General features: G+C 46.3%; 25 protein-coding genes. 12 read left to right on the forward strand and 13 right to left on the reverse strand.

Annotated features, from left to right (window positions below; translation table 11 throughout):
* Window positions 1-4: 4 nt before the first annotated feature.
* Both ACXAC1_RS07695 and ACXAC1_RS07700 read right to left on the reverse strand, forming a co-directional pair.
* Entirely contained in the window at window positions 5-1,618 is a 1,614-nt protein-coding gene (locus ACXAC1_RS07695) for a 2OG-Fe(II) oxygenase (RefSeq protein ID WP_475060559.1), read from the reverse strand.
* 110 nt (window positions 1,619-1,728) lie between these two features.
* Window positions 1,729-2,304: a TetR/AcrR family transcriptional regulator gene (locus ACXAC1_RS07700; RefSeq protein ID WP_475060562.1), complete on the reverse strand. Its 576-nt coding sequence runs from the start codon at window positions 2,302-2,304 to the stop codon at window positions 1,729-1,731.
* A 124-nt stretch (window positions 2,305-2,428) separates the two neighbouring features.
* Between ACXAC1_RS07700 and ACXAC1_RS07705 the strand changes: the two genes are divergently transcribed.
* Window positions 2,429-2,980: a carboxymuconolactone decarboxylase family protein gene (locus tag ACXAC1_RS07705; protein ID WP_475063801.1), complete on the forward strand. Its 552-nt coding sequence runs from the start codon at window positions 2,429-2,431 to the stop codon at window positions 2,978-2,980.
* Between the two features lie 60 nt (window positions 2,981-3,040).
* On the opposite strand, the gene ACXAC1_RS07710 is transcribed toward ACXAC1_RS07705, so the two are convergent.
* Window positions 3,041-3,559, reverse strand: coding sequence for a lactoylglutathione lyase family protein (locus tag ACXAC1_RS07710; protein ID WP_475060565.1), 519 nt, complete (start codon window positions 3,557-3,559; stop codon window positions 3,041-3,043).
* Between the two features lie 117 nt (window positions 3,560-3,676).
* On the opposite strand from ACXAC1_RS07710, the gene ACXAC1_RS07715 reads away from it, so the two are divergent.
* The 3 genes from ACXAC1_RS07715 to ACXAC1_RS07725 all read left to right on the forward strand — a co-directional run bounded on the left by ACXAC1_RS07715 (window position 3,677) and on the right by ACXAC1_RS07725 (window position 6,604).
* Entirely contained in the window at window positions 3,677-4,570 is an 894-nt protein-coding gene (locus ACXAC1_RS07715; protein ID WP_475060568.1) for a LysR family transcriptional regulator, read from the forward strand.
* A gap of 93 nt (window positions 4,571-4,663) precedes the next feature.
* Window positions 4,664-6,319: a SulP family inorganic anion transporter gene (locus ACXAC1_RS07720; RefSeq protein WP_475060570.1), complete on the forward strand. Its 1,656-nt coding sequence runs from the start codon at window positions 4,664-4,666 to the stop codon at window positions 6,317-6,319.
* Between the two features lie 156 nt (window positions 6,320-6,475).
* Entirely contained in the window at window positions 6,476-6,604 is a 129-nt protein-coding gene (locus ACXAC1_RS07725) for a hypothetical protein (RefSeq protein ID WP_475060573.1), read from the forward strand.
* 407 nt (window positions 6,605-7,011) lie between these two features.
* Here the strand turns inward: ACXAC1_RS07725 and ACXAC1_RS07730 are convergent, their stop codons facing one another.
* Window positions 7,012-8,325: an ATP-binding protein gene (locus ACXAC1_RS07730; RefSeq protein WP_475060576.1), complete on the reverse strand. Its 1,314-nt coding sequence runs from the start codon at window positions 8,323-8,325 to the stop codon at window positions 7,012-7,014.
* A gap of 150 nt (window positions 8,326-8,475) precedes the next feature.
* On the opposite strand from ACXAC1_RS07730, the gene ACXAC1_RS07735 reads away from it, so the two are divergent.
* The 3 genes from ACXAC1_RS07735 (at window position 8,476) to ACXAC1_RS07745 (ending at window position 11,478) form a co-directional block, all read left to right on the forward strand.
* Window positions 8,476-8,604, forward strand: coding sequence for a hypothetical protein (locus ACXAC1_RS07735; protein ID WP_475060578.1), 129 nt, complete (start codon window positions 8,476-8,478; stop codon window positions 8,602-8,604).
* 74 nt (window positions 8,605-8,678) lie between these two features.
* Window positions 8,679-9,845: a DNA cytosine methyltransferase gene (locus ACXAC1_RS07740; protein ID WP_475060580.1), complete on the forward strand. Its 1,167-nt coding sequence runs from the start codon at window positions 8,679-8,681 to the stop codon at window positions 9,843-9,845.
* A gap of 22 nt (window positions 9,846-9,867) precedes the next feature.
* A complete protein-coding gene (locus ACXAC1_RS07745) occupies window positions 9,868-11,478 on the forward strand; it encodes a TIGR02391 family protein (RefSeq protein ID WP_475060582.1) in 1,611 nt (536 codons plus the stop codon).
* 49 nt (window positions 11,479-11,527) lie between these two features.
* On the opposite strand, the gene ACXAC1_RS07750 is transcribed toward ACXAC1_RS07745, so the two are convergent.
* Window positions 11,528-12,394 carry a YicC/YloC family endoribonuclease gene (locus ACXAC1_RS07750; RefSeq protein WP_475060584.1) on the reverse strand — a complete coding sequence of 289 codons (867 nt, stop codon included), beginning with the start codon at window positions 12,392-12,394 and terminating at the stop codon, window positions 11,528-11,530.
* A gap of 133 nt (window positions 12,395-12,527) precedes the next feature.
* Here ACXAC1_RS07750 and rph point away from each other — a divergent pair, with 133 nt between their 5' ends.
* Window positions 12,528-13,250: a ribonuclease PH gene (rph, locus tag ACXAC1_RS07755; RefSeq protein WP_228190748.1), complete on the forward strand. Its 723-nt coding sequence runs from the start codon at window positions 12,528-12,530 to the stop codon at window positions 13,248-13,250.
* A gap of 161 nt (window positions 13,251-13,411) precedes the next feature.
* Window positions 13,412-13,912, forward strand: coding sequence for a hypothetical protein (locus ACXAC1_RS07760; protein WP_475060586.1), 501 nt, complete (start codon window positions 13,412-13,414; stop codon window positions 13,910-13,912).
* Window positions 13,913-13,982: 70 nt separating this feature from the next.
* On the opposite strand, the gene ACXAC1_RS07765 is transcribed toward ACXAC1_RS07760, so the two are convergent.
* From ACXAC1_RS07765 to ACXAC1_RS07790, 6 genes are all read right to left on the reverse strand, one after another.
* A complete protein-coding gene (locus ACXAC1_RS07765; RefSeq protein ID WP_475060589.1) occupies window positions 13,983-14,171 on the reverse strand; it encodes a YgaP family membrane protein in 189 nt (62 codons plus the stop codon).
* 154 nt (window positions 14,172-14,325) lie between these two features.
* Window positions 14,326-15,939: a bifunctional UDP-sugar hydrolase/5'-nucleotidase UshA gene (ushA, locus tag ACXAC1_RS07770; protein ID WP_475060591.1), complete on the reverse strand. Its 1,614-nt coding sequence runs from the start codon at window positions 15,937-15,939 to the stop codon at window positions 14,326-14,328.
* A 195-nt stretch (window positions 15,940-16,134) separates the two neighbouring features.
* Entirely contained in the window at window positions 16,135-17,244 is a 1,110-nt protein-coding gene (locus ACXAC1_RS07775) for an ABC transporter ATP-binding protein (RefSeq protein ID WP_228190751.1), read from the reverse strand.
* 76 nt (window positions 17,245-17,320) lie between these two features.
* Window positions 17,321-18,202, reverse strand: a complete 882-nt coding sequence (locus ACXAC1_RS07780) for a carbohydrate ABC transporter permease (protein ID WP_199462726.1) — start codon at window positions 18,200-18,202, stop codon at window positions 17,321-17,323.
* Window positions 18,195-19,124 (reverse strand): carbohydrate ABC transporter permease, encoded by a 930-nt coding sequence (locus ACXAC1_RS07785; RefSeq protein ID WP_475060593.1) that lies wholly within the window; start codon window positions 19,122-19,124, stop codon window positions 18,195-18,197. The genes ACXAC1_RS07780 and ACXAC1_RS07785 overlap by 8 nt, the downstream gene beginning before the upstream one ends.
* A gap of 69 nt (window positions 19,125-19,193) precedes the next feature.
* A complete protein-coding gene (locus tag ACXAC1_RS07790) occupies window positions 19,194-20,441 on the reverse strand; it encodes an ABC transporter substrate-binding protein (RefSeq protein WP_133561743.1) in 1,248 nt (415 codons plus the stop codon).
* A gap of 264 nt (window positions 20,442-20,705) precedes the next feature.
* Between ACXAC1_RS07790 and ACXAC1_RS07795 the strand changes: the two genes are divergently transcribed.
* The 3 genes from ACXAC1_RS07795 to ACXAC1_RS07805 are packed head-to-tail and all read left to right on the forward strand — an operon-like array spanning window position 20,706 to window position 24,427.
* Window positions 20,706-22,283, forward strand: coding sequence for a sensor histidine kinase (locus ACXAC1_RS07795; RefSeq protein ID WP_475060595.1), 1,578 nt, complete (start codon window positions 20,706-20,708; stop codon window positions 22,281-22,283).
* 22 nt (window positions 22,284-22,305) lie between these two features.
* Window positions 22,306-22,695, forward strand: coding sequence for a response regulator (locus ACXAC1_RS07800; RefSeq protein ID WP_475060597.1), 390 nt, complete (start codon window positions 22,306-22,308; stop codon window positions 22,693-22,695).
* Window positions 22,696-22,708: 13 nt separating this feature from the next.
* Entirely contained in the window at window positions 22,709-24,427 is a 1,719-nt protein-coding gene (locus ACXAC1_RS07805; protein WP_475060599.1) for a putative bifunctional diguanylate cyclase/phosphodiesterase, read from the forward strand.
* Here ACXAC1_RS07805 and ACXAC1_RS07810 read toward each other — a convergent pair.
* Together ACXAC1_RS07810 and ACXAC1_RS07815 are read right to left on the reverse strand one after the other, a co-directional pair.
* Complete coding sequence (locus tag ACXAC1_RS07810) at window positions 24,407-25,873, reverse strand: ATP-binding protein (RefSeq protein WP_475060601.1); 1,467 nt, start codon at window positions 25,871-25,873, stop codon at window positions 24,407-24,409. The two genes, ACXAC1_RS07805 and ACXAC1_RS07810, sit on opposite strands and share 21 nt — an antisense overlap.
* Window positions 25,833-26,594, reverse strand: a complete 762-nt coding sequence (locus tag ACXAC1_RS07815; protein WP_475060604.1) for a response regulator — start codon at window positions 26,592-26,594, stop codon at window positions 25,833-25,835. Before ACXAC1_RS07815 ends, ACXAC1_RS07810 begins: the two co-directional genes overlap by 41 nt.
* Between the last annotated feature and the right edge of the window lie 178 nt (window positions 26,595-26,772).

A 26,772-nucleotide genomic window follows, 5' to 3' on the forward strand; every position in this document is an offset into this window, starting at 1 on the left:
CAATTTAGTAAATTCTATCTAACACCTGAGTCACTTCCCCAAGCATCGTGCTGACAGCCGCTTTGAAGAAAGGAATATTAACCCGCTCAATCACCTCTCGTGAGTGAATGAAATTAGGGACGGTATTAATTTCTAGCAGACGAACCGAATCGTCTTCACGCAGCAAAACATCCATTCCTAACATGGTGTAGTCCAATGGACTCGAAGCATGACGTGTGCTTTCTAAAATCGGCTGAAGGTTGGAGACCAACTCTTTGATTAGAGGGAAGTAACGATCGTAGTCACTGTAGTTAATCAGGGGGATGAGTTTCACTTGGCCGTCTGACTTTTGATACCCCGTGTGATCAATCTGTACTTTGTAATCGGTACTGTTGGGGTCAAAGTCGGCTCCATGAACCACTAAGAAACCGTTTCTATACAGGTAAATTTTTTGATTCCAAATAAAGCAGTAAATACGCACAGTGAACTTACGCCCATTGAGCAAGTGTAGTTGAGTAACGCCTTCCTGAATGATTTGATCCTTCTCTAAAGCGATGCTTGTTAACTCTTCTTTGCGAAGGCAGCGCATATCCTTTCCGCCAGTACCGAAAATATGCTTTATAAACCAAAGAGAAGAGTCTGGGGCATCATATGCGATAGCCTTTTCGACATTGAAAAAGGTTTTTGGTGCTAGGTATTCAAGCTGATGCGTTTGCAAGAGTTGGGCAAGTTGCCCTTTATTGGCCAGCGGGTTGGTGATGCGTCGTTCGATTAATTTGAACACTGCGGTCTTGTCATCAATGTCCGATAAATCAGGGGCAGAATGCCCGTAAGTGTCCCAGTAGGTAAAACAGGCTGGGTGGGCTTGTTTAGTCAAGACAGGATCGAGCTGATTGATGGCCTGCTTAAAAATATCCCGAGCACGATTGGCTATGATCGGCATTAGAGGGCTTTCTGTATGCGGCTGATGACTCTTTTTCAGGCTGGCGTATTGTTCAAAGTTTTGCCTTTCCTTCATTGGCCGCGCGTGGAACCAAATGTTAAACGCCCATTTTTCACCTTTGATAACAGCGTCTCCCGCATGAAGGCTGTTAGGATGAGGGCGATTGTAATCCTCGTCGACATTATTAAATAACGCCATACGCCCACGTTTTGCCTCGATGGCAGTATTAAGCTTATCGAAACGTGTTCCGCCACCTTGTTCAACATCATTCAGATACACCAATGCAGTGACCAAGCGCTGTCCACCGTAACGACAACAGCGTTGTCCGCGCTCATTGGCTAAGTTGTAGGCATCGTAATGGCTGCGGTACTCCTGCTCGGGACCATAGTGAATCACCTGCATCGCCTCAGCATTTTCCAATGGAATACCAACGATTTGGGCGATGCGTTCACCGATTCGCTTTACCTTCTCATCAGAGGCGTAGCTGATCCAGCAGTTGCTACCACTGCGCCCTGGAATGATCTCACTTTCTTTGTCTAGGGAAACCTTTGCTCTTTGTGTTTTGCCAGAGGCCAGTTCAATAATGTATTCGCATTCCTCAGCGGACAGCACATCGTCCTGAAAGCCAACGAAGGGCGATGCATTAATCATCTGTGTATTTGGATAGGTCTTCTGAATTGGAGCAAAACTCAGCATAGGTCTTCCCTTGATAGCAGGCGCTTATTGTCGTTTAAACGCCTCATGAGAGTAATTTGAAGAGAACAGACTACCAGACGACTTGAGAAGTTGGGTAGTCGTAATCTTTCTCATGTTGTGATGAATCCATTAAACACATCATCAATCAAGCTTTCTAAGTGTTCTTTCGCATCGCTATTGGCGCGCACGTAAGCGCGTAGCCCCATTAACTGCATTTGCAAGTAGCGTGCTAGACGCGTGCTGTCTAGGTCGCTTGAAAGTTGCTGCTGCGCTTGAGCTTGGGCGAGTACTTCTGCAAACGCCTGTTCCATACCATTTAACAATCGCTTGGCTTCTAGAAGCAGCTCGGCGTTGTCTTCGGTGAGTTCAGTAATGCTTTTGACCAACATGCACATGCTGCTTGGCGCTTGGTCGCAGCCCATGACTACTTCAGTGATAAAACGCTTTAGCCCTGCTAGTGGCGAGTCTGACTGCTCGACGCAAGCGGCGAGCCGTGCCTGACTGTTGGCGGCGTAGTACTGCAGCGCCTGCTTAAAGAGTGCTTCTTTACTGCCAAAGCTGGCGTAGATGCTACCTGGGCGCATGTCCATGGCTTGCTGAATGGTACGCATAGACGTGGCATGGAAACCCTTGGCCCAGAATAAGTCAGTGGCTTGATGTAATGCTTCTTGTCGATCGAATTTCATAGGGAGCCGAATAATTGCTTGAACGTTTGTTCAATTATGGCTTGAACGATCGTTCAAATCCAGTTAATGTGCTTTGGTTCTATTCATTCAAAGAGCGCCTTTTGTGAAAGGTGAGGAGATTATGATGAGTCATTTTACATTTCATACTATTGAGACTGCGCCGCCAGAGAGCCAGCCGCTGATCGAAAATTCAGTGAAAGCATTCGGTCGTTTACCAGGGTTACATAAGGTGATGGCTGAATCGCCACAGTTGTTAGAAGGTTATCAGGTGCTGCACAAGTTGTTTCAAGACACATCCTTTGATGCAGAAGAGCTCACCGTCGTTTGGCAAACCATTAACGTTGAGCATGAATGCCATTATTGTGTGCCAGCCCATACAGGGATTGCCAATATGATGAAGGTGGATCCAGCACTAACGGAAGCCCTACGTAATGAAGCACCGATGCCAACGGCTAAGTTACAAGCTCTTCATGATACGACTCTGGCCATGGTACGAAGCCGCGGTAATTTATCAGAGCAAGAGGTCGAGACCTTCTTTGCGGCGGGCTATGGTCCGAAGCAGTTGCTGGAAATTATCTTGGGATTGTCGCAAAAAGTGATGAGTAACTACGTAAATCATTTAGCGCAAACACCAGTGGACGACGTGTTCAAAGTGTATGCCTGGGAAAAGAAATAAGCGTCTAGCTTATCGTGCAGATGCCAGCATGGACGCTGGCATCTGTCATATGACAGCACGTTAGCCTGTGTAGGCACCACTAGCGTAATGTAGCTCGTAGCTGTGGCTGTAAATTTCAAGAATGTTGCCAAATGGGTCTTCCATGTAGATCATGCGATATGGCTTTTCTCCAGGGTAGTAGTAACGCGGAGCTTTCATGCGTTTCTTGCCGCCTGCTGCGACGATGCGTTCAGCCAGTTCTTCGACGTTTGGGTCTTGGACACAGAAGTGAAAAATGCCCGTTTTCCAGTACTCGAAGTTGTTCTCCGGGTTCTCTTGGTTTTTAAACTCAAACAGCTCAACACCAATGCGGTCACCTGTTGATAGGTGTGCAATGCGAAACTTGTCCCAGCCTGCGCCAAAGACATCAGTACACATCTCACCAATGGCAGAATCATCTTCGACGATTTCGGTCGGTTCCATGATCAAATACCAGCCCAAAACTTCGGTATAAAACTTCACTGCTGCTTCTAGGTCCGGTACTGAGATACCAATGTGTGAGAATGTTCTTGGATAGGGCGTCGTTGCGTGAACAGACATATTAACCTCGCTATAAGTACTATGTGATTCAATGAGGTCACTATAGGATTGAGGCTGATAAATTAAAAATTATCATTTATTCTCAAAATAATAATTTATCATTATCGAGGGGCGTCAATGCTAAACCCTATTTGGCTGAATACGTTTAAAACTTTAGTGGAAGTGGGGCACTTTACTCAGACGGCTGAGGCGCTGCACATGACTCAGCCTGGAGTGAGTCAACACATTCATAAATTGGAAAGCGCCTGCGGCCATCTTTTGATGAAGAGAGAAGGGAAGCGCTTTGAGCTGACCGAGCAGGGGCGCTTGATGTACGACTATGCGTTAAAGGTCGCAAAGGACGAAGCCACTTTACTAGAACGCCTAAGCTTTGATGACCCCTTTTCCGGTGTCTGCAAATTGTCGTGCTCTGGCGCCCTAGCACTGCTGTTGTACACACCATTACTGGTGTTACAGCAACAGCATCCCAACTTAATCATCCAACTAGAAGTCGCCCCCAACCATAAGACACTGCAGGACCTACAAACAGGCGCGGTCGATTTGGGAATCGTGACACATCAACCTAACGAGACCCAATATCAAAGTACCGTCATCGGCAGTGAAACTTTATGTCTGGTGTTGCCTAGTGCCTATCAAGATGCGGTGATACAGCCAGAGTTATTGCATCAATTAGGGCTGATCAATCATCCTGATGCCAAGCATTACCTTCCCTTGTACCTAGAACGCTGTGGTGACCCAGCCTTAGCTGAGTTAGACACCGAACGCCTTGCTGTAACGGGGTATATTAACCAGCTGAGTCAGATTCTCTTACCCGTTGCAAAAGGGCTAGGGTTTACTGTTTTACCAGAAGCGGCAGTGGCGAGCTTTGCGCATCAGGAGAGCTTGCATGTCGTGGTGCCGAAACAGCCAGTCGAAGAGACCTTATATTTGGTGCACAAGCGTTACCGAACCTTACCAAAACGCTACGACACTATTTTTAAAGCATTGGCGAAGATCCTGTCGTCAGGATGAAGCTTTTGTCTTTCTGCCCCTTGAAATATGTTACTCTTATAACGTTTTAGCCTTTGTTATTCGTGTTTTTCTCGCAACCATTGGGGGTGTTTGTTGTTAGATTCTCAGCGTTTTGCTGCATTTGATTTTAAAGGGGATGTATTCGGTGGTGTGACCACTGCAATCATCTCTCTCCCATTGGCGTTGGCATTTGGTGTGGCATCCGGTGCTGGGGCAGAAGCAGGCCTTTGGGGCGCGATTATGGTCGGCTTTTTTGCAGCGTTATTTGGTGGTTCTACCACGCTGATTTCTGAACCGACTGGCCCAATGACCGTGATTATGACAGCGGTCTTGACCAGCATGATGGCTGAGTACCCAGAACACGGCATGGCTATGGCGTTTACCGTGGTCATGATGGCGGGGGCCTTCCAGATGCTGCTCGGCTGGCTCAAACTGGGTAAGTACGTCACCCTAATGCCTTATAGTGTGGTGTCGGGCTTTATGTCCGGTATCGGCGTTATTCTGATCATCTTGCAGTTATCCCCCTTGCTAGGGTCCCCAGCACCTCCAGGTGGCGTTGGCGGCACGCTGATGGCGATCCCTGAGACGCTGGCGAACTTGCAATGGCGCGAGCTGTTACTCGGTGTCTTGACGTTGGCCGTGTTATTTTTCTTTCCGAAACAGTATCGCAAATACGTTCCCGCTCAATTGGTGGCGCTGGTGGCGATCACTTTGATTTCGGTCATTCTGTTTGATAGCGATAGCATCCGTCGTATTGGTGAAATCCCATCTGGTTTGCCATCATTGGTGTTCCCGCACTTTAGCGCGGATATGTTCACTAAAATGGTCATTGATGCCTTGGTGCTAGGTACTCTGGGTTGTATTGATACCTTGCTTACAGCGGTAATTGGCGACTCTTTGACGCGTACCGAGCACGACTCTGATAAAGAGCTACGCGGCCAAGGTCTTGCGAACATGATTTCAGGCTTGTTCGGCGCGTTGCCAGGCGCAGGGGCGACCATGGGTACCGTGACCAATATCCAAGTGGGCGCACGCTCTCCAGTATCGGGTATTGTGCGCGCATTGGTATTAGCACTGGTGGTATTGGTTGCAGGAGGACTTACCGAACCGATTCCAATGGCGGTCTTGGCGGGTATTGCAGTCTATGTAGGCTTTAACATTCTCGATTGGAGCTTTATTCAACGGGCCCATAAAGTCAGTTTGTCAGGCATGGCGATTATGTACGGTGTGATGCTACTGACGGTGTTTGTCGACTTAATTGCAGCGGTTGGCCTCGGCGTATTTATTTCTAACATCATCATTATCGAAAAACTGAGCCGCGAACAGACTCGTCATGTCAAAGCCATCAGTGACTCGGATAATAACAACGTTCCTCTAACCGACGATGAACGTGCCATGCTGGATCAAGCCCAAGGTAAGGTGCTGTTCTTCTACTTATCAGGTCCAATGATCTTTAGTGTGTCCAAAGCCATCTCACGCCAACATGCCAGCATCGATGAATACGATGTGATGATCTTGGACTTGAGTGACGTGCCGATGATCGATGTCACCGTAGGCTTAGCGCTTGAAAACGCTATTAAAGACGCCAACGACGTGAACTGCGAAGTCTTACTCCTGTGTCCGAATGAACGCACCCGTGAACAACTCGATAAATTCCACGTCATGAGCTTTATTCAAGAAGGCAACGACTGCGAAACCCGCGAACAAGCACTGCAAAAAGCCTTGGCTTGTATTGAATCCAAAGCCTAATTTAAATCCATAACGATGAAAGCCCTGTTTATACGAAAGTGTGGACGGGGCTTTTTTTGTTTCTTAGAAAAATGCTATCACTGATCTATAAATACATATCAAAATTAGGTTTTGATATGTAATAAGTAATCAAAATATGAGCTAGGTGGTTTGCTTATGGATTCGCTTAGACAAACCGTAGCGGGGTTCCATGAAATTTGGGCCAAAGAGAAAGCCCACTTGCCGCTGACCAAATCAATGATTACAGCGATTGAGACGCACCTAAAAAACATACCGCTGCGCTAGAAAGTAGGGACTGTATTCCCTGTTTTAGCTTATATATGGGAATAAAGTCTCATTATTTGATGATTATGGCAGTGCTCGGCATGGAGAATAACTTTGCCGAGATGGTGGCACATGACGAAGTAGGAATTAAGCTGCTGGAAGGTTCAAAATGAGCCGTGAAGCCTGTGCCGGTTGCCCTTGTTTAGACATATAAAAGCAGTAAATCTATACATATCACTCAGTTCATATATAAATTTTTAAAGAATTTATATATATCGAATAATGCAAGTATAGAAAAGAGCCGAAATTATCCATGAGAGCCACCACTAGTTCACGACCGATAAGCTCCTGAATCAGGCATCAAGGTCTACAGATTGTTACTCATAAAGTTATTTAGTATAGGCCTCGGGTTTCTAAGCAGTGTTCATCTACCATCTCTGTGGTAAATACTGGGTGAAATACAGTGGCATCACGATATTGGTTTGTTCTAACGCTGATGAGCCTTGTGTACCAGTGAGTTTGAATGTTTTGTGTGGTGCGCATTTATCAATATAAGAAGCGAGTGATTTTGCGCGGGTACGTTTGCCACTTTTTACTTCCACCGGGACGATATCGCCTTCATCGGTTGCCAAAATAAATTCGATTTCGGCGCGGGCATCATTCCATGAATAGCTTGGATCAACGCCAATGGCAGTGAGCTCTTGCTGCACAAAGTTTTCAGCTACATAGCCTTTGTATTCGTAGTTTTGTTGCTTAATTTCTTTATAACTACTGCCCAGCATATGATTGAGGAGGCCCACATCAAACAGAAACAGTTTAACCATGTTTTCTTTTTTATAGGCCGCGAGCGGAGATTTCGGTAATCCTTCAACAGGGTAGTTTGGCAAGGCTAAGCGGCAGCAGTTCAGCCAATGGATCGCGGTTTCAAAATCGCTATATCGAGATTTCCGCTCATGCACATGCTTAAATTTAAAGCGTTTAACCGACTCATCGTTCACAAGTGATAGCTGGGCTGGAATGCTATTAAACACCGATTCAATCAGTTTGGCATCGACCTTGCCCGCGTACTTGCCAAAGTCGCGGCGATAACCTTCAACTAAATCCGCATGAATTTTAGTGACTTTTTCAACACGTTCTAAAATGCTTGAATCCTTAAACTGATACCAAGCAGAAACGGCTTCCGGCATACCACCGGTAAAAAAATAGTCGGTTAGTTTATCCATCAATTTAGTGTGCACCGCCGGTGTGCTTGCTTGACTATCAAATGCTTTGATCAGTGCTTGCTCGTTGGATGCGTAAATAAATTCTTGGAAGGTCAGTGGTCGTAAATTGTATTGTTCTACCTTGCCTACAGGGAAGGTATTGAGCAAACCAATGTTCGAACCGCTGGCTGCGACAAAATAGGACGGTGCTTTTTCGGCAAAATACTTCAGCGAAGTTACGGCACGTTCGCAGTCGCCTATCTCGTCTAATATCAGCAGATCGGTTTTTGGGTTGAAAGCTTGATTGGTCAACAGCTCAATGTTCATTACTAGCTCGTCAGGTGACAATGAGCCCTCGAACGCCTCTTTGTAGGCAGGATTTTCAAGAAAGTCGATACGAAGGACGTTGGCAAAGGTGTTCCCAAACAACTCTTGAAGTAGATAGGTTTTACCTGTTTGTCTTGCGCCATCGATCAATAATGGCTTGCGCGAAGGTTGATTTTTCCATGTTATTAGGGCATTGAGTAAGTTGCGCTGCATTGTCATTTCCCGCCAATTAAGACTGTTAACTGCCTGCAGTATAACTCATCCTACATTTTTACGCGCATGAAAATGTTATATTTTTCATTTTAATGCGCGTAAAAGTGCTGTGTCGCTCTGGTTGCGATTAAAATACCTATGCTTAACTTTATGTGGCAACAAGCTACTCGTATCTACGATGAAGTATTGAGTGCAGTGAAAGGCTGGCAGGATGTGGCTGGTCAGTTAGGTATTAGCCGTAGGGAACAATTGCTAAAGCAAAGTGCGTTTAATGTGTAGTTGATAAAAGGCTATAGCTATCTGTGGGGAAGTTGTTTGCGTATAATTCCCAGATTTGTAGATGCGCAGTACGAATGAACACACGACGATTAACAGCAATTGACTTATTTTCCGGGGCAGGCGGCTTCTCGCTAGCAGCCTATAATGCTGGGGTCGACGTACTTGCTGCGATTGAGTTTGATCAAAGAGCCGCCGAAACGTATAAAAAAAATTTAGTGGAAAGGCTTGGTGCCCCCACTCAAGTTTTTGCTGAAGACATTACCAAGTTTGATATTAACTCGCTGATACATGATCAAGGTATCAAAAAAGGTCAGTTAGATATTCTGCTTGGTGGCCCGCCATGCCAAGGCTTCTCATCTCATCGTTTTAAAGATTCAGGAATCGATGATCCTAGAAATGCCTTGCTGCTACGTTATTTCGACTTTGTGGAGCATTTAAAACCTAAATCTTTCTTAGTCGAGAATGTTCCCGGTTTGTTGTGGCCGCGACATGAAAAGTACCTTAACAATTTCCTCGATCTTGCTAAAGAGCATGGTTATCAAGTGATAACGGGCACTCCCTTGATCTTAAATGCCAAGGATTATGGAGTCCCTCAAAACCGTAGGCGAGCGTTTATTTTTGCTTTGCGAAATGATGTGGTTCGGGACGATATCGAATGGCCTCCAAAACCAACCCATCATAAGTCTGGTGATTCTCAATGGTTAACGGCTGCATCTGTTTTTGAAGAGCCAGAACCAGCTATTTTAAATGAGTTTAAGCGCCGATTAGAGGAAAAGTTTGGTTACTCCAAAGAAGAGTCTGCTCAAACGGTCGCCTCTTTGAAATGGGGAAAGGGCTTAGATCCAAAAGATCCGTGCAATTTAAGTATGACTCATTCAGAATCACTCACTCAGGTGTTCAAAAATACGCCATTGTTAGGTGGTAGGGATGAATCTGGCAGAGAGCTAGATTGTCATAAGGACTACAAAGGCCATAAAGATGTCTATGGCCGTGTTTTCCCCCATCAGCCTTCAAATACTATTACAACTGGCTGTAACAACCCTTCAAAAGGTCGATTTGTTCATCCTTGGTTGCCCCATGGTATTAGTTTAAGGCATGCTGCTAGGCTACAAACATTTCCAGATGACTATGTATTTTCTGGTGGATCGATGGCGATAGCGAAACAAATAGGTAACGCTGTACCAGAAAAATTAGGTAGAAAGCTTATTACAGAGATTGTAAGGCTGTTGAGCGCTTATTAAGTTAGTGTAGCACGGAGAAATTATGGATTATGAGCTGAAATTTGATCCAAGGACTATAGAACATTTAGGGGTGAAGATGTATTCCACTTTACCGCCAGCTTTAGGAGAAATAATATCAAATGCTTATGATGCAGATGCTGACTCGGTCAAAATTAAGTTTCATGAAGTAAACAAAAAACCTATCTCCATCATTATTGAAGATGATGGGCATGGGATGAGTGAACTGGATATTCAGAGTAAGTTTCTTGTCATTGGTCGAAACAGAAGGGACGATGATGGTGACACTCCCTCTAGAAAGCATGGACGTTTGCCTACAGGCAAGAAAGGGCTTGGTAAACTTGCTTTGTTCGGCCTAGCTAAAACCATAACTGTAGATACTGTAAGGGCAGGATTCAGAAATCGATTTGTATTGGATTGGGAATCATTGCTCTCCTCAGATGGTGTTTATAACCCTCGTATTGAAATTGAAAATCAGCCAACAGATAAAGCTAATGGAACCGTTATAAAGCTCTCGGACTTAAAGCGTAAAACTTCTTTCGATTTAGAGGCTGTAGCTGATAGTTTGTCAAAGATATTTATAATTGACTCGTCATTTGCTATTACGTTGCAGTCCGCTACTGGCGAGGAATTGTCTGTTGGGAATGAAAGAAAGTATAAGCAAATAGAACAGCAGTTCACATGGACAGATCAAGATATTCTAAAGGATGGGGAAGAATATTTTGGCAAGATTAAACTAAATCTAATTACTTCAAAGACTCCTATACCTCCTAGTTCAGGGCTTCGAGGCGTAACTCTGTTCTCACGGGGTAAATTAGTCAACGCTCCTGAATACTTTTCTGAGAGTACTTCTAGTCACTTTTTTCAATATTTAACTGGGTGGATTCAAGCCGATTTTATAGACCTATTAAATGAAGATGTTATTTCAACGAATAGGCAAGCAATAAATTGGGACAACCCAGAAATGGAAAAGCTAAGGTCGTATTTGTCCTCAGTTATTGCATTAGTAAATCGAGAGTGGAGAAAAAAGAGAGAAGAGAAGAAAGAGTCTGATTTTAGAAAAAATACTGGTATAGATAAGGAAAAATGGTTTTCTACTATGTCTAGTGAAGTTAGAAAGCCTCTTGAAAAGATTGTAGATACAATGGCCAAAAATGAAGAGGTATCTTCTACTTATGCTCCAGTAATTACTGCTTTATATGAAATTGTGCCTGAGTATCCTGATCTACACTGGAGGCATTTACATGACGATATTAGAGAACGCATAAAACCGTATTATCAACATGAGCAGTTTGCAGAGGCCGCTGATCAAGGGACAAAAATATATGCGCAAAAGCTAAGAAATTTGAGTGGATCTTCTGCTGATGGAACAAAACTCTCTAGTGTATTTGGTGGTGATAGCCCGAAAATAAAAGTTGCAGACCTTTCAACGGAAAGTGGTTACAACATACAACAAGGACAGTTACACCTTACAAATGGAGTTATGGCTGGTTTTAGAAACCCTATTAATCATGGGCCAATAGATGAGTTAGTGCCTAGTACATTTACGCAATTAGATTGTTTGAATATATTGTCTTTGATTTCTTACTTATCTGGACGACTTAACTATAGTCTAGAAGATGAGGACTCAGATTAAGAATAGATTGGCTGAATAGGGTGACTATCCAGCCAATAATGAGATAAAACTACTCAATATTCTGAATTTGCTCGCGCATTTGCTCAATCAAGACTTTCAACTCAACAGCGCTGTTCGTTGTCTCTACAACAATCGATTTAGACGACAGCGTGTTGGCTTCGCGGTTTAGCTCTTGCATTAGGAAGTCTAGGCGGCGGCCGATTGGACCTTTTTCTTTTAGCTGGCGGCGTACTTCTTTGGTATGGGTCGCTAGGCGGTCCACTTCTTCAGCGACGTCGGCTTTTTGCGCCAGCATAACGATTTCCGCTTCGACGCGCATTGGGTCTAGCTCGACTTTGGCAGCTTCTAGCTTATCCAGTAGGTTTTGTTTTTGCGCGGCGATGATGGTCGGTAGTTTCTCTTTTACATCGGCAACGATGGCGTCGATGCTGTTTAGGCGCTCTTCGATGATGGCGTTGAGTTGCTCGCCTTCGCGCTGACGTACACTGATCATGTCGTCTAGGGCTTTGTTGAACAAAGCGATTACCGCTTTTTTCACTTCGTCGGCATCGGCGCTTTCATCGCTTAGAATGCCTGGCCATTGTAGGATTTGCAGTGGTGATGGGGTCTTGATGCCATCAAACCAAGTGCCTAGCTCTTTCACGGCGTTAGCCAGTGCTTGGGCGTTTTCAGCGTTGATGTTAAGGCCTTTCGCCGCGGTGTCTTCGGCGTAGAAGCGTAGCTGGCATTCCACTTTACCGCGGTTTAGCTTTTTACGTAGGCTGTCACGGAAGCCAAATTCCAATTCACGGAATTGTTCCGGTAGGCGGAAGTGTGGCTCAAGGTAACGTTGGTTTACTGAGCGGATTTCCCAGCTGATGGTGCCCCAGTCGTATACGGCTTCTTGGCGCGAGAACGCGGTCATGCTTGCAGTCATGTTGATTCCTAACAGCGAAATAAAAGATGCGGTTAGTGTAACCTAAGACTGACTTTCCCGTCAGGATGGGCAGTCATTTTTGCCAAGGTTCGTTATAATCCCCACTTTAGAAACGAATAACAGTGAGACTTTTATGCGTCCAAGCGGTAGAGCAGCAGATCAATTACGTCCAATGAAGTTTACGCGTAACTTTACAAAGCACGCGGAAGGTTCCGTATTAGTGGAATGCGGTGATACCAAGGTGATTTGTACGGCAACGGTTGTGCAAGGCGTACCACGTTTCTTGAAAGGCAAGGGCCAAGGCTGGATCACAGCAGAATACGGCATGTTGCCACGCTCGACCCACAGCCGTATGGACCGTGAAGCAGCGCGCGGCAAACAAGGTGGCCGTACGGTTGAGATTCAACGTTTGATCGGGCGTTCTTTGCGTGCCGCTTTGGATCTGAAAAAGCTGGGTGAATACACGATCACGATTGACTGTGATGTGATTCAAGCCGACGGTGGCACCCGTACGGCGTCGATCTCTGGTGGTTTCGTTGCTCTAGCGGACGCAGTGAAAACACTGGTAGAAAGCAAGAAGATCAAAGAAAACCCAATCGTGTCGCAGATCGCAGCGATCTCTGTGGGCGTTTACCAAGGTACGCCAGTATTGGATTTGGATTACCCAGAAGACTCTAGCGCGGAAACGGACATGAATGTGATCATGAACGATAAAGGCGGCTTTATCGAGATTCAAGGCACAGCAGAAGGCGAAGCGTTCAGCGATGAGCATATGATGGGCATGCTGTCTGTGGCGCGTAAAGGCATCAGCGAAATCATGGAAATGCAGCGTGAAGCCCTGTTTCAAGAAGCTTAATCTATCGCTAGATAGGTAATCAAAGGGAGTGATATTCGCTCCCTTTTTTGTGCCTGTGAAATGCGCTCATGAACCGAATTGTTATTTGAATTGCGTTAACTTGTACGTTTTTTGATCGCTTGATTGTGCCATGCTTAATCCTTAAAAAACGGAGGCACGCAATGAACAATAAGAAAAAACTCGCGCTGATCGTTGGGCTGGGGTTCTCTCTGCCTGTGTTATCAGACTCTGGTTTAACAGGAAATTGGCAAATCGCTAATATGGACCAAGCGTCCAAAGACACAGCGGCTGCTATTGAAGGTGTCGTGAAAGAGATGAACTTCTTTGTTCGCGGTATTGCTCGTTCTCGATTAGAAGAAGAGGCGCAAGCGTGTCCAGAATGGCGTATTAAACGTGTCGAGCAATCTTTCTCTTGGCAATGTGAAGAGGGGGCGATGTGGACAGTAAATACCCAAGGTGACACCGCGTTAAAAGGCGACGACGGAAGGGATATTCGGGCGACGTTCACCCAGCTAGGAGACAGCGTTTCAGTGACGTTACGCTCTGAACGAGGTGTACGTACTCACCAGTGGCAGCGACAAGCAGACGGGGTGATGTATCGCTCTATTTTAGAGTCTGAGAAGCTACCTAAGCCCCTCGAATGGTCTCTTCAATATCGATAATCGCTTCACCATCACACATTAAAAAAAGCGAGCCGAAGCTCGCTTTTTATAAGACTGACTGCTACCTGTTTTATTTTAACTTGCAGGTGTTGATGCCGAGCAGTGTGTACAGGCCGCAGAAGTTAAAAATGCCCGTCGCGAGAATAATAATACCCACATATCCCCACATACCGACGACTCCGAAAAACGCCAGTGCGATCAGCGCTACACCCAAAACAATACGCAGTACTTTATCTAAACCACCTACATTTGATTTCATAACCGCTTCCTCTAGAAGTGTTGTTTATGAGAAAAGTATAAAGAGTCATTTAATATTAGGTAAGTCTAATTTTGTGTATTGCTGACTTGGATCAAAAAAGCCAAAGCGCCTTAGAGTGCGCTTTGGCTTTGTTATCGAGGCTTGAACGTTCGTATTATCGAATGATCGCGCCTGTTGGTTTGTAGTTGTTGATCATGATTGGCGAGTAATCTTTGATGTACTCAACCAGCACGTCAGCGTCTACGTAACCTGAGTTCACGTAGTTTTTATGATCAGTGACTTTCGGGTAGCCGTCGCCACCGGTTGCTGTAAAGCTGTTCATGGCAATACGGTATGTTTTGCCTGCTTCTAGTGCTTTGCCGCCGACTTTGATATTGGTCGCTTTACCGTCCATTAATACCAAAGACACGCCTTGGAATTGAGCAAAGGCACCAGAGCCTGCTTCTTTAGCCGCTGCTGCAGACAGGTAATCAGTCAGCTCTTCTGCTGTTAGATCAACGTAAGCTAGAGCGTTACCAAATGGCTGAACCTGTAATACGGATTTGTAAGTGATGTCGCCTGCTGGAATATCATCACGGATACCGCCAGAGTTCATGACCGCGACGTCTGCGTTCACTTTCTTCATCATGGCCGCGGCAATAAGGTTACCAAGGTTGGTTTCTTGTGAACGGACAATGCCACGTTCGCCGACCAATTTACCGTCGGTGAAGCCAATTTTGACCCCCAGTTTTTCTTGGCCGATGTCTTGGTAAGGCTGCAACATAGACAGCATGGTTGGGTCTTGGGCGATTTCTTTATCGATGAAAACACGCTCACTGGAACCGTCGGCTTTCTTCACTTTTTTCTTCAGGTTAACTGGGATCAGTTCGTAGTCTGACGCGACGATCATGCCGTCTTTAATGGTCATATCAAGACGACCCACGTATTTACCCCATTCGTGGGCTTGAAGAATCAAAGTGCCGCTCTGTACGTCAGGCTCAAACAGCGGGTTTTGCGAGTGGCCACCCACGATCACATCAATACCCGGAACGGTGCGCGCTAACGTCACATCACCTGGAGCATTACCACCATGGTTGCCGTTATCGTAGTGGCCCATATGGGTGACCGCGACGATCAGGTCCGCTTTCTTTTCTAGTACTGGAATCAGGTCTTGCGCCACTTCGATCGGTGACTTGATAGTCAGGCCGTCTAGGTATTCAGGGTTACCTATTTTAGCCGTATCGTCGGTAGTGAAGCCGACAACGGCTACACGTAGGTCATCAACAGTGAAGATCTTGTAAGCATCAAATAATGGCTTGCCCGTCTTATTGTCGATGATGTTAGCAGATAAGAATGGGAAGCCTGCCCATTCATGCTGTTGCTTCAATACGGTCAGAGGGTTATCAAACTCATGGTTACCTAGAGCCATGGCATCGTACTGCAGCATGTTCATGCCTTTAAAGTCTGGCTCGGCATCTTGTAAATCGGATTCAGGCACACCGGTGTTGATATCACCACCTGACAATAGCAGGGTATTGCCGTCTTCTAACATAACCTCTTCACGAATGTTGTCGATCAAGGTTTTACGAGCCGCCATACCGTACTCGCCATTACTGTTTTGCCAGAAACGACCGTGGTGGTCATTGGTGTGTAGGATGGTTAGGTGATATTCCTTGCCTTCTTGCCACATTGGGCTGGAAGCCATTTCGCTGTTCATGGTTGAACAGCCAGCCAAAGCGATCACAACACCTGATAAGGCGAGTGGCGCAATCAATCGATGTGCGTTCATTCTTTTGTCCTTTGCGTGAGTTTGTATTATTCAAGATTCCAACATGAGACGGGCGCTCACTTGTAAAACAATGTAACCCAACAAGATGACAACTGCGAGACCAAACCTGACCTTATGTACAAAAATGTCTTAAGCAGGCAAAAAAAAAGCCGGCTTGCGCCGGCGAAAAGTTCTGTGAGTCTTACCTACAAAACGTTAGTTATCAATACGTTGACCGTTGTCTTTGTCGAAGGCAACGGCTTTTGATGTATCAAACATCATCGCAATCGCTTCCCCTGCACGAGCTGGGTAAGCAGGGTTACAACGACAGTTCACTTCCGCGTTTTGAATGCGTGTCAGTACCATTGTGTCGGCACCCATTGGCTCTGTTACTTCCACATCAATGTCTGCTGTGACAACGAACTCTTTGCCTTCTTTGTGTGGCTGTGGCTCGGTGATCATCTCTGGACGAAGGCCCAGTAGGATTTCTTTGCCAACGTGTGCTTTGAGGCTGTCTGGTTTCGGGAAAGGCACAACGGTTGGTGTAGCCGCTTGTAGCTCCAGTGCGTATGAACCGTTTTGCTCAACCACTTTTGCTGGGATGAAGTTCATCGCTGGTGAACCCATGAAACCTGCCACGAACAAGTTCGTTGGGTTGTCGTAGATTTCTTGTGGTGTACCCAGTTGCTGTACTTCACCGTCTTTCATCACCGCGATGCGATCCGCCAGGGTCATCGCTTCGATCTGATCGTGGGTTACGTAGACGATCGTGGTACCAAGCTTCTGGTGCAGCTTCTTGATTTCAGTACGCATTTCCACACGAAGTTTCGCGTCTAGGTTCGATAGTGGTTCGTCGAATAGGTACATCTTAGGACGACGCGCTAGGGCACGGCCCATGGCCACACGCTGACGCTGACCACCGGATAGTTGCGCTGGTTTACGCTTCAACAGGTGACCGATTTGTAGCATCTCTGCAACGCGTTCCACTTCCGCTTCACGCTCTTCTTTTGGCACTTTACGCATTTCCAAACCGAATGAGATGTTCTCAGCAACGGTCATGTTTGGGTATAGGGCGTAAGACTGGAACACCATCGCGATGTCACGGTCTTTTGGGCTTGCGTAAGTAACGTCGTTATCACCGATTAGGATGCGACCTTCAGATACGTCTTCTAGACCGGCAATCGAGTTCATCAGAGTCGATTTACCACAACCAGAAGGACCGACCAAAATTAGGAATTCACCTGCTTCAATCGAGATGTTAATGCCTTTTAGGATTTCCGTTTGGCCGTAGCGTTTTTTTACATTATCAATCGTTAAACTTGCCATGATTCTTTCTCCAAATTCTTTCACTGGCCGGCGGATGTTGTCGCCGGCCGTCAACCTTTAAATTGAACCTTAAGACTTAGCCTTTCACTGCGCCCGCTGTTAGACCGCGAACGAAGTATTTACCCGCTAAGATGTAAACCACCAATGTTGGTAGGGCGGCGATGATGGCAGCAGCCATGTCGACGTTGTATTCCTTACCACCGAAGCTGGTGTTTACAAGGTTGTTAAGAGCTACCGTCACAGGTTGTGTGTCGAAGCCAGAGAACGCCACGCCAAATAGGAAGTCGTTCCAGATTTGCGTGAACTGCCAAATAACCGTTACGACGATGATTGGCGTCGATACCGGCAAGATAATACGGTAGAAGATAGTGAAGAAGCCGGCACCGTCTAGACGTGCTGCTTTCACAAGTTCTACTGGAATAGACTGGTAGAAGTTACGGAAGAACAATGTGGTAAATGCCACACCGTACACCACGTGTACCATGACCAAGCCAGTTGTCGTGTTCGCAATGCCCAACCAACCCAGAGTACGCGCCATTGGTAATAGGATTACTTGGAATGGGATGAAACAGCCCACTAGCAATGCTGCGAAGAACACATCGCTGCCTTTGAATTTCCAGTGCGAAATCACATAGCCGTTTAAAGCACCCAGCAAGGTAGAGATGGCAACGGCAGGGATAACGATCTGGAACGAGTTAAAGAAGTACGGCGCCATACCTTCACACTGGCTACCTGTGCACGCACCACTCCATGCCTTAGACCACGCATCAAAGTTCAGTGAGCTTGGCAGCGACAGCAATGTGCCGGAGCGGATTTCTTCTACGTCTTTAAGAGACGTTAACAGCATGACTAAGAAAGGCGCTAGGTAAACAGCTGCCATGCCTAAAAGGCAGACATATAGCGCGATACGAAGCACTTTATCTAACGTAGAGGTTTGGCGTTTTGCTACATTACTCATGACGCTCACCTCGTAATTCTGAGTACAAGTAAGGAACTAGGATGGCCAATACACAGCCCAACATTACCATCGCAGACGCGGCACCTAAGCCGATTTGGCTACGTGTGAAGGCGTGTGCGTACATGAAGTTTGCTGGTAGGTCTGATGAATAACCTGGACCACCATTGGTCAATGCGGCTACCAAGTCGAATGACTTGATCGCGATGTGCGATAGGATAACCAAGGCACTGAAGAATACCGGTTTTAGCGATGGCAAAATGATACGACGGTAGGTCGTAATGGTGCTTGCGCCATCTAGCTGTGCTGCTTTAATCATTTCACTGTCAACACCACGAAGGCCCGCTAGGAACAACGCCATGACGAAGCCTGATGCTTGCCATACCGCTGCGATGACCAAACAGTACACCACCATGTCAGGGTCAGATAACCAATTGAAACGGAAATCTTCAAAGCCCAACTCGATCATCATTTTTTCGATACCGTTGGTTGGGTTTAATAACCACTTCCAAGCGGTACCCGTTACGATGAATGAGATCGCCATTGGGTAAAGGTAAATCGTACGGATCGCCCCTTCTGCGCGGATTTTCTGGTCCAAGAAAATGGCCAGCATGACACCAAGAAATAGACAGATCAGAATGAATAGGCCGCCAAAGACACCCAAGTTTGATAGGGCTACCATCCAGCGATCATTCATGAACAAACGCTCGTATTGATCAAAGCCTACGAACTTATACGTTGGCAGCATACGAGAGTTGGTGAAAGAGAGTACGGCGGTCCATATCATGTAGCCGTAAATACACACGATGGCAGCAATAACCGTCGGTGCCATAACAATTTTGGGCATCCAATCAGCCAAACTTAGGCGTGCAGGACGACCAGCTGGAGTCGCTCCAGACCCAGCGTTGGCGGCATTTTTATTCATAATGGGTGCTTCTACTTAAGGGGGAGAAGAGAGGCTAACCTATTGGTTAGCCTCGTTTTTTAACACAAATTACATGCTTGCTTTAACAGCACGAGCTAGACGGTCAACGGCTTCTTCAGCAGTCATAGAGTCGCTGTTGTAGAAGTTAGTGACAACGTCGTAAATCGCACCTTGTACCATTGAGCTTACGGCCATGCCGTGCGCCATACTTGGTACTAGATCACCTGTTGTTGAGCTTGCTAGGAAGGCATCCATAGAAGCGTGTGCACAAGTGTCGAACTTATCACGAGGCATGTTTAGACGAGCAGGAATCGAGCCTTTGTTCAGGTTGAACGTTTCTTGGAAAGTTGGTTCAAGCATTAGCTTAGCAAGATCTTGCTGAGCACCTTGAGCGCTTTCGTCATCCACTTGGAACATTGCTAGAGAGTCGATGTTGAAAGTGAATTGGCCGCTTGTGCCTGGCGCTGCGTAACAAACGTAATCGATACCCGCTTTCTTGCCCGCTGCTGTGAATTCACCTTTCGCCCAGTCACCCATGATTTGCATTGCTGCATCACCATTGATCACCATAGACGTAGCGATGTTCCAGTCACGACCAGAGAAACCTGGGTCAACGTATTCGCGTGTTTTCTTGAATGTCTTGAATACATCGATCATGTCTGCGCCACGAAGTGTCGCATCATCAAGACCGACGAATGCTGCGCTGTAGAACTGAGAGCCTTTTGCCAAAGCGATGGCTTCGAACAAAGTAGCGTCTTGCCAAGCTTGACCACCGTGAGCAAGTGGCGTGAAGCCTGCTGCTTTGATTTTGTCTGCTGCTTCAAAGAATTGCTCCCAAGTGCTTGGGATTGAAGCGCCGGCTTTTTTGAAGATTTCAGGGTTCGCCCATAGCCAGTTTACGCGGTGTACGTTAACTGGAGCCGCTACGTAGTGGCCATCATATTTCATGACATCACTAACAACCTGAGGAAGAACAACGTCCCACTGGCCTTTTTCAGCAACAGCATCAAGATTGGTTAGGAAACCTAGGTCACCCCATTCTTGAATAGTAGGGCCTTTGATTTGGGCAGCCGCAGGTGGATTACCAGCGATTGCGCGAGATTTTAGAACGGTCATTGCAGATTCACCGCCGCCACCAGCAACAGCGAAGTCTTTCCAAGTGTGGCCTTGCTCTGTCATCAACTCTTTAAGAACGTTGATAGACTTCGCTTCGCCACCGGATGTCCACCAGTGTAGAACTTCTACTTCACCTGCATGAGCTGTCGCCGCAGCAACAGAAATGGCAAGACTAGACAAACCTAATGCAATTTTCTTCATGATTAGTAACCCTTGTTATTGTTATGGGACTTTCTGACTAACGTTTTATTTAATCTAGGTTATGTGCATAAAAAATGCTCACCTTAGACGGAGTAAATGTAGCAAACCTTATGCACGCAGGTCGTAAAGTAGAGCAACCAATTGTATCAAAGTCTTGCAAAGGTAAGATTTGTAACACTTCTTATGCTGCCTTAGTGACTCAAGAATCTTCATCTATACTCACATAAATGTGTCCGTCTAAGAATATGATGCCAAGGGGGCGCCATGAGCACGCCAATTCAGACAGGGGTCGATGTATTTTTCCTCATTTGCTACAGCGCATTGCTCTGGTGGCTTTGGCGTCTGAGCCGTGCTGAGTCGCGTCAATCCGATGTAACCTCCCTGCAAGGCATTTCGCTTGTATTAGTGATTTTATCTGTGACGGATGTGTTGCTGGGTACCACTCGCTACGGACAATTTGATTCGCTGTTAAACACCCTGACTGCCGGTATGGGGATGGTCTACATTGTAGGCGCCTGTTTAGTGGCTTTATTTGTGTTGATTAATAAGAGTGACCGACAGCGCTCCCAAGCACTGCAGGACAACAACTTGCGTTTGAAACAAGAGGTTGGAAGGCGTCAGGCGGTAGAGGAAAAGTTGCGCCAAGTGTCAGACTCCCTTGAGAACGAGGTTGCGCAACGTACCCGCGAGCTAGAAGACATCAAAGACCGTCTAGAGCAAGAAGTGTTAGCGACGGAGCAGGCTAACAAACGCATGACCAGTATTTTTGATGCGGCGCCCAATGGCATGTTGGTTGTAAACAAAGAGGGCGTCATTACCCAAGCAAATTCCATGGTGGCGTCGATTTTCCGGTGTGCGATAGACGATTTAATTGGTCAGTCGGTGGAGCAGTTAGTTCCTAATGAAATTCGCCACCAGCATGTGGCAGACCGACAAGAGTTCCAAGGTAAACCGTCCAAACGCAAAATGGGGGCCCGACGAGATCTCTTTGGAGCGCGGTTTGACGGTTCCTATGTGCCATTAGAGGTCGGGCTGCACCCCGTTGCACTGGATGGAGGGACTGAGATTGTGGCTGCGGTGGTTGATATCAGCGAACGCAAAGCCTACGAAAAGCGTATTCATGAGCGCAACGAAGCCCTTGAAACGTCCAACCGTGAGTTACAAGAGTTTGCGTTTATTGCTTCGCACGATTTACGGGAGCCGTTGCGTAAAATCATTTCCTTCTCGACCTTGTTACAAGAGGGTGAATACGGCGAGTTTAACGAAGAAGGGAAAGTGTTCTCAGGTTATATCGTTAATGCTGCCCAGCGCATGCGTGATTTGCTAACAGACTTGCTGATGTACAGTCGTGTGACCTCAAAAGCGAATCCATTTAAGAATGTCCAGATGAACCCTTTGGTTGAGGAAGTGCTGGATGACTTGCAGCTTGTTATTGATGAAACACAGGCACACATCGATGTCGCTGCGTTGCCAAACGCAGTTGCCGATCAGGTCCAGTTACGGCAGCTGTTTCAAAACTTAATTGGCAACAGTCTCAAATATCATGACGCTGACAGGCCACCACGTATTTCCATTTCTGGTAGTGAAGACGATTACTTTGTACGTTATGAAATAACAGATAACGGTATTGGCTTTAATCAGCAGTACTCGGAGCAAGTGTTTGAAATCTTCAAACGCTTACACGATAAACAGTCGTTCTCTGGCACCGGAATGGGGTTAGCAATTTGCCGCAAAATTGTGCAACGTCATGGTGGTACGATTGTGGCGAGTTCTACTGAAAACGTGGGTACGACCATGTACATTGAACTATCAAAACAGGTTACAAACGATGAGCAGTCATAACGACACATCAATGAGAATATTGATGTTAGATGATGACCCAGAAGATGCCTATTTAGTGAAAACCGCCATTAAAAGAATACCCTTGCCGCTGTCTTTTGAGTACTTTCAAACCAGTGAAGCGTTTTCCTTGTATTTGCAACAAGCTGTCTTGGAAAACGTCGAGGGGGAAGTCATAGTATTGCTATTAGATTTAAATATGCCCTGTAAAGATGGGTTAGATTGGTTAGAGGAACTTCGCTCAGATAGTTGCTATGAATCGCTCATCATAGTGGTTTTCTCAACTGCTAGCATGGCGGAAGATAGGTCAAAAAGTCTTGCATTAGGAGCCAACGACCATTTAGGCAAACCGGATACTGTTCAGGAGTTAGCCCATAGACTGACGGATTTATATCACCGCTGGATTGGACAATGAAGGTAGGGTAAAGATGGAGAAAGTGAGTTTATCAATTTTGGTCATTGAGGATGACTTGGAAGATTTCATTCTTTTGCGAACGTATTTGTCTCGAGCAACCCGTTCCCAGTTTGAGTTAAGCCATGCTCAGAGCTTCCAAGACGCCATGAAATACTTAGTCGAACAGTCGTTTGATATTATTTTGGCGGACTATTTTCTGGATGGCCACACAGCGACGGACTTGTTCAAAAATGTGAAGCTGATCGGCATTGATACCCCTATTGTCGTGCTAACAGGTATGGCTGCCACCGAGCTAGATGATGTGCTTATGCAGCTAGGCGCCTCGGACTTTATCCCGAAAGATGAACTCACCACAGCATTGTTAGAACGCAGTATACGTCATGCGATTGAACGCAAACGTGCGGAACAACAAATTTCCCAATTGATTAAGCGGGATCCTCTAACGGGTCTGGGGAATCGCTTAATTTTCGAAGAACATGCCGAACTTGCCATTGCTCGTGCCAAGCGCAATAAATCCAGTTTAGCGGTTGCCTTCTTAGACTTAGATCGTTTTAAAAATGTGAACGATACCTTGGGTCATCATGTGGGAGATTTATTACTCACATTGGTTGGGAAACGTATACAAGATGCGATTCGCGCCAGTGATTTTGTCGCGCGTATTGGTGGGGATGAATTCACATTGCTGCTAGATAATGTGCAGGATGTGGACAGCCTCAATGCCATTGCCAATAAAGTGCTAGCAGAAGTTACACGCCATGCAGTGCTAGATTGTAAGCACCTCGAAGTGTCGGCCAGCATGGGCATCGCTTTATACCCTGATCAAGGGGACAGTGTGTCTGAGTTAATGCGTAAAGCAGACATGGCCTTATACGAAAGTAAAAAGCAGGAAGGTAGCTGCCACCATATGGTGTTTAGTGACAGTTTACAGGCGCGTTTGCAAAAGGAAACACGAGTTGAAAATGGTCTGCACCAAGCGTTGGCTAATAATGAATTTGAACTGCATTACCAACCGATTGTTGAGCTAGATACACAACGAATCCAGGGGGTAGAAGCTCTGATTCGTTGGCGTCAGGCGGATGGGAAGTTATTACTACCAGGAGAATTTATTGAAGAGGTCAATCGTGTCGGCCTGATGGGGGCTTTGGGGGAGTGGGTCTTAGCAACGGCTTGTAAGCAGTTGCGAGCCTGGTTGGACAATGGTATTGATCTCACCATGTCTATCAACGTCTCTCCTCGGCACTTACGTCAAGCTGGTTTTGATGAATTGGTGATAGAGGCAGTAAAACGCTATCAAATTCCCGAAGGACATTTGATGCTTGAGCTGACCGAGGAAGTGTTTGTCGACAGCGGCATTTCCAGTCTCTATGTGCTGAATGAAGTCCGTAAAGTGGGCGTACGCATAGCGATTGATGATTTCGGTACGGGCTATTCATCTATGCGCTATCTAAAGAGTTTGCCAATTGATCGTATCAAGATTGACCGCTGCTTTGTCTCTGGTGGCGGTGGTGTTCATTTGTCTGACCCGATGATTACCCAAGCAATCGGCTTCTTGGCGGAAGGTTTGGACTTAGACCTAGTTGCCGAGGGCATTGAAACCCTTGAGCAAGTGGCCGCGCTGAAAGCACAGGGTTGTCAGAAAGGACAAGGGTTCTTGTTTGCAAAGCCATTACCCAATAGCGCATTGCTGGAGTTTTTAAGCAAGCAATCTAGCTTAGTGTCGGGGGAGACGTAAGCACACCTCTAGACCGCCTTGTTCACGGTTTCTCAGAGTGACTTCTCCACCATGGGCGCGGGCAATGTTTCGAGCAATGCTTAAGCCAAGTCCAACACTACCGGGGCGACTGCCTCGAGCCGTTGCTAATTGCGTATATGGCTCAAAAACACGATCGATTTTTGCATCCGGAATGCCTGGGCCGTTGTCACAAATGCGAATGCATAGTTCGCTGTCACTGTCTTCCAAGATCACATCAGCTTTGTGGCCATAGTACAACGCATTATCGATTAGGTTACCAAGACAACGCCTAATCGCGAGCGGCTTGCCTGTATAGGGGGCTTTTAACGTACCTTGGATCACCAGAGTTTGCGGCGTGTGCTGGGTGCTTTTTTGAATGTCATGGAGAAAGCGCATAATGTCTATTTCGACGCGATTTTCATGAATATCTGTCTCTTTAACACTCTGAATAGCTCCTTTTACCAGCATATCTAAATCTTCCAGATCTCGAATCATGGCTTCGCGAGAGTCGTCATCGTCGAGCATCTCTGCTCGGAGTCTCAGCCGAGTAATAGGCGTTTTTAAATCATGAGAAATCGCGGCAAACAGTTTCTCACGGTCGTTGAGATAGCGCTGAATACGTGCCTGCATATCGTTAAATGCGTGTGCAGTATGACGCACTTCTAGAGCGCCAACTTCCCGTAGAGGTTTAAAATCGCCTTGGCCAAAGCGTTCTGCAGCACGTGCCAGCACTGCCAAAGGGCGTGTTGTACGACGTAAAATCAAGAGCGTCAGTAGTAAAACAGTCGTGACTGAGACCACCAGTGAAAACACACGGTCCTGACTTAGAGGAGACGTTTCTTCTAAGAAGTATGGATCTGGCATCAGGCTAGCGAGGTATAGCCAATTTGAGTCATTGATCGGTATCTGAATGACAATAATAGGCGGTGTAAGCGGTTTTACTAAAAGACTGTGATGCCCCCAGCGCTCAGGTAAGTCCACCAGTCGAGTGTGGTTATTAATGACATGCAAATCGTCTGGGCTCGAAAACGCAATTTTGGCGTTGTTAATGCCCAACTGTTTAACCAAGGTGCTTTGCACCTCGTCTTTGACGATGTCTTTAAGGGGTGAACTGGGAATCGGATTGATGAGGATTTCTTCGCGATTTAAGGTAACGAAGAAGCGCGTCCCTCCCATATCCTGCAATTGATCAATGACAATATGGCGGTAATTCTGGGGCAGTGATGAAAAGTAGCTGACTGTTGCAGCGATGCGAAACGCCATATGTTTCGAGACTTCACGCACATTTTCACGGGTGTCAGCCTCGACTTGATGTAGCCAGATCGTGGAACCGATTAACTGCACAGCGGCCACACCAAAGGTCATGATGATGACAATTTGTCCTGTTAGGGATTGCAGCCATTGTTTAATCTTCAATAATGTCGTCATGATCGTTGGCGTCGACATGCGCCGTCAAAATATAGCCCTGTCCACGCACAGTTTTAATCAGCTGAGGCTGACGTGCGTCTTCACGTAAACGCTGACGTAAGCGGCTGACATGAACGTCAATGAAGCGGTCCAGTGGTGTGGTATCACGACCTCGCGTGTTCTCGGCAATATAGTCCCGAGATAAAACCGTGCCAGGGTTGGTGACAAACAACATAAGCAGGTTATAGTCCGCGCCACTTAATGGCTCTTTGACACCTTCCACCCATAATTCACGTGTTAGTGTGTCTAAAGTAAACTGAGCAAAACGATAAAAACGAAAGGACTCAGGAATTAGCTCAATAATCGGTTCTGGCGCTTCAGTAATATGTTCCATGCGACGATGAATGGCTTTGATGCGTGCCAACAGTTCACGAGGGTTAAAAGGCTTGGCCAGATAGTCATCGGCGCCAATTTCTAGGCCTATGATGCGGTCCATCTCATCTGAATTAGCGGTTAGCATAATGACGGGAACATTGGACTGAGTGCGAAGGGAGCGGCACACAGAGAAACCGTCGGCGCCTGGCAAACGTACATCTAAAATCACTAAGTCGACCCCAAGATCGGGGGTAAATGCGGCTAGAAAGGATTCGCCAGAATCGGCAGTCAGTACCTGATACTGGTTTTTTTCTAAGTAGGATTTGAGGAGTGAGCGGATCTCATCATCGTCATCCACAACATAGACGCATTTCGTTTTTGTCATAAAAACCTATTTTGAATAGTAAATAAGCAGATAAGGAAAAGAGTCTAGCAAGAAACCGTTTGTTAACCAACGGCCGAGATAATAGAGTCGGTAACCATCTGTGATCGCTATAATAGCATGTATCAGTAACATGTCTTGCTGGAATAAGTGGCGCATCTTAACAATAAGAGAGAGATAG

This window comes from Marinomonas sp. AWM4_232, assembly GCF_056158325.1.

Coding starts and splice junctions, on each gene's coding strand:
- ACXAC1_RS07795 (WP_475060595.1), top strand. CDS start 20,706: ATGAGCACGCCAATTCAGACAGGGGTCGATGTATTTTTCCTCATTTGC.
- ACXAC1_RS07700 (WP_475060562.1), bottom strand. CDS start 2,304: ATGAAATTCGATCGACAAGAAGCATTACATCAAGCCACTGACTTATTC.
- ACXAC1_RS07740 (WP_475060580.1), top strand. CDS start 8,679: ATGAACACACGACGATTAACAGCAATTGACTTATTTTCCGGGGCAGGC.
- ACXAC1_RS07775 (WP_228190751.1), bottom strand. CDS start 17,244: ATGGCAAGTTTAACGATTGATAATGTAAAAAAACGCTACGGCCAAACG.
- ACXAC1_RS07725 (WP_475060573.1), top strand. CDS start 6,476: ATGGATTCGCTTAGACAAACCGTAGCGGGGTTCCATGAAATTTGGGCC.
- ACXAC1_RS07765 (WP_475060589.1), bottom strand. CDS start 14,171: ATGAAATCAAATGTAGGTGGTTTAGATAAAGTACTGCGTATTGTTTTG.
- ACXAC1_RS07745 (WP_475060582.1), top strand. CDS start 9,868: ATGGATTATGAGCTGAAATTTGATCCAAGGACTATAGAACATTTAGGG.
- ushA (WP_475060591.1), bottom strand. CDS start 15,939: ATGAACGCACATCGATTGATTGCGCCACTCGCCTTATCAGGTGTTGTG.
- ACXAC1_RS07750 (WP_475060584.1), bottom strand. CDS start 12,394: ATGACTGCAAGCATGACCGCGTTCTCGCGCCAAGAAGCCGTATACGAC.
- ACXAC1_RS07730 (WP_475060576.1), bottom strand. CDS start 8,325: ATGCAGCGCAACTTACTCAATGCCCTAATAACATGGAAAAATCAACCT.
- ACXAC1_RS07715 (WP_475060568.1), top strand. CDS start 3,677: ATGCTAAACCCTATTTGGCTGAATACGTTTAAAACTTTAGTGGAAGTG.
- ACXAC1_RS07800 (WP_475060597.1), top strand. CDS start 22,306: ATGTTAGATGATGACCCAGAAGATGCCTATTTAGTGAAAACCGCCATT.
- ACXAC1_RS07810 (WP_475060601.1), bottom strand. CDS start 25,873: ATGTCGACGCCAACGATCATGACGACATTATTGAAGATTAAACAATGG.
- ACXAC1_RS07695 (WP_475060559.1), bottom strand. CDS start 1,618: ATGCTGAGTTTTGCTCCAATTCAGAAGACCTATCCAAATACACAGATG.
- ACXAC1_RS07805 (WP_475060599.1), top strand. CDS start 22,709: ATGGAGAAAGTGAGTTTATCAATTTTGGTCATTGAGGATGACTTGGAA.
- ACXAC1_RS07710 (WP_475060565.1), bottom strand. CDS start 3,559: ATGTCTGTTCACGCAACGACGCCCTATCCAAGAACATTCTCACACATT.
- ACXAC1_RS07790 (WP_133561743.1), bottom strand. CDS start 20,441: ATGAAGAAAATTGCATTAGGTTTGTCTAGTCTTGCCATTTCTGTTGCT.
- rph (WP_228190748.1), top strand. CDS start 12,528: ATGCGTCCAAGCGGTAGAGCAGCAGATCAATTACGTCCAATGAAGTTT.
- ACXAC1_RS07760 (WP_475060586.1), top strand. CDS start 13,412: ATGAACAATAAGAAAAAACTCGCGCTGATCGTTGGGCTGGGGTTCTCT.
- ACXAC1_RS07815 (WP_475060604.1), bottom strand. CDS start 26,594: ATGACAAAAACGAAATGCGTCTATGTTGTGGATGACGATGATGAGATC.
- ACXAC1_RS07735 (WP_475060578.1), top strand. CDS start 8,476: ATGTGGCAACAAGCTACTCGTATCTACGATGAAGTATTGAGTGCAGTG.
- ACXAC1_RS07785 (WP_475060593.1), bottom strand. CDS start 19,124: ATGAATAAAAATGCCGCCAACGCTGGGTCTGGAGCGACTCCAGCTGGT.
- ACXAC1_RS07780 (WP_199462726.1), bottom strand. CDS start 18,202: ATGAGTAATGTAGCAAAACGCCAAACCTCTACGTTAGATAAAGTGCTT.
- ACXAC1_RS07705 (WP_475063801.1), top strand. CDS start 2,429: ATGAGTCATTTTACATTTCATACTATTGAGACTGCGCCGCCAGAGAGC.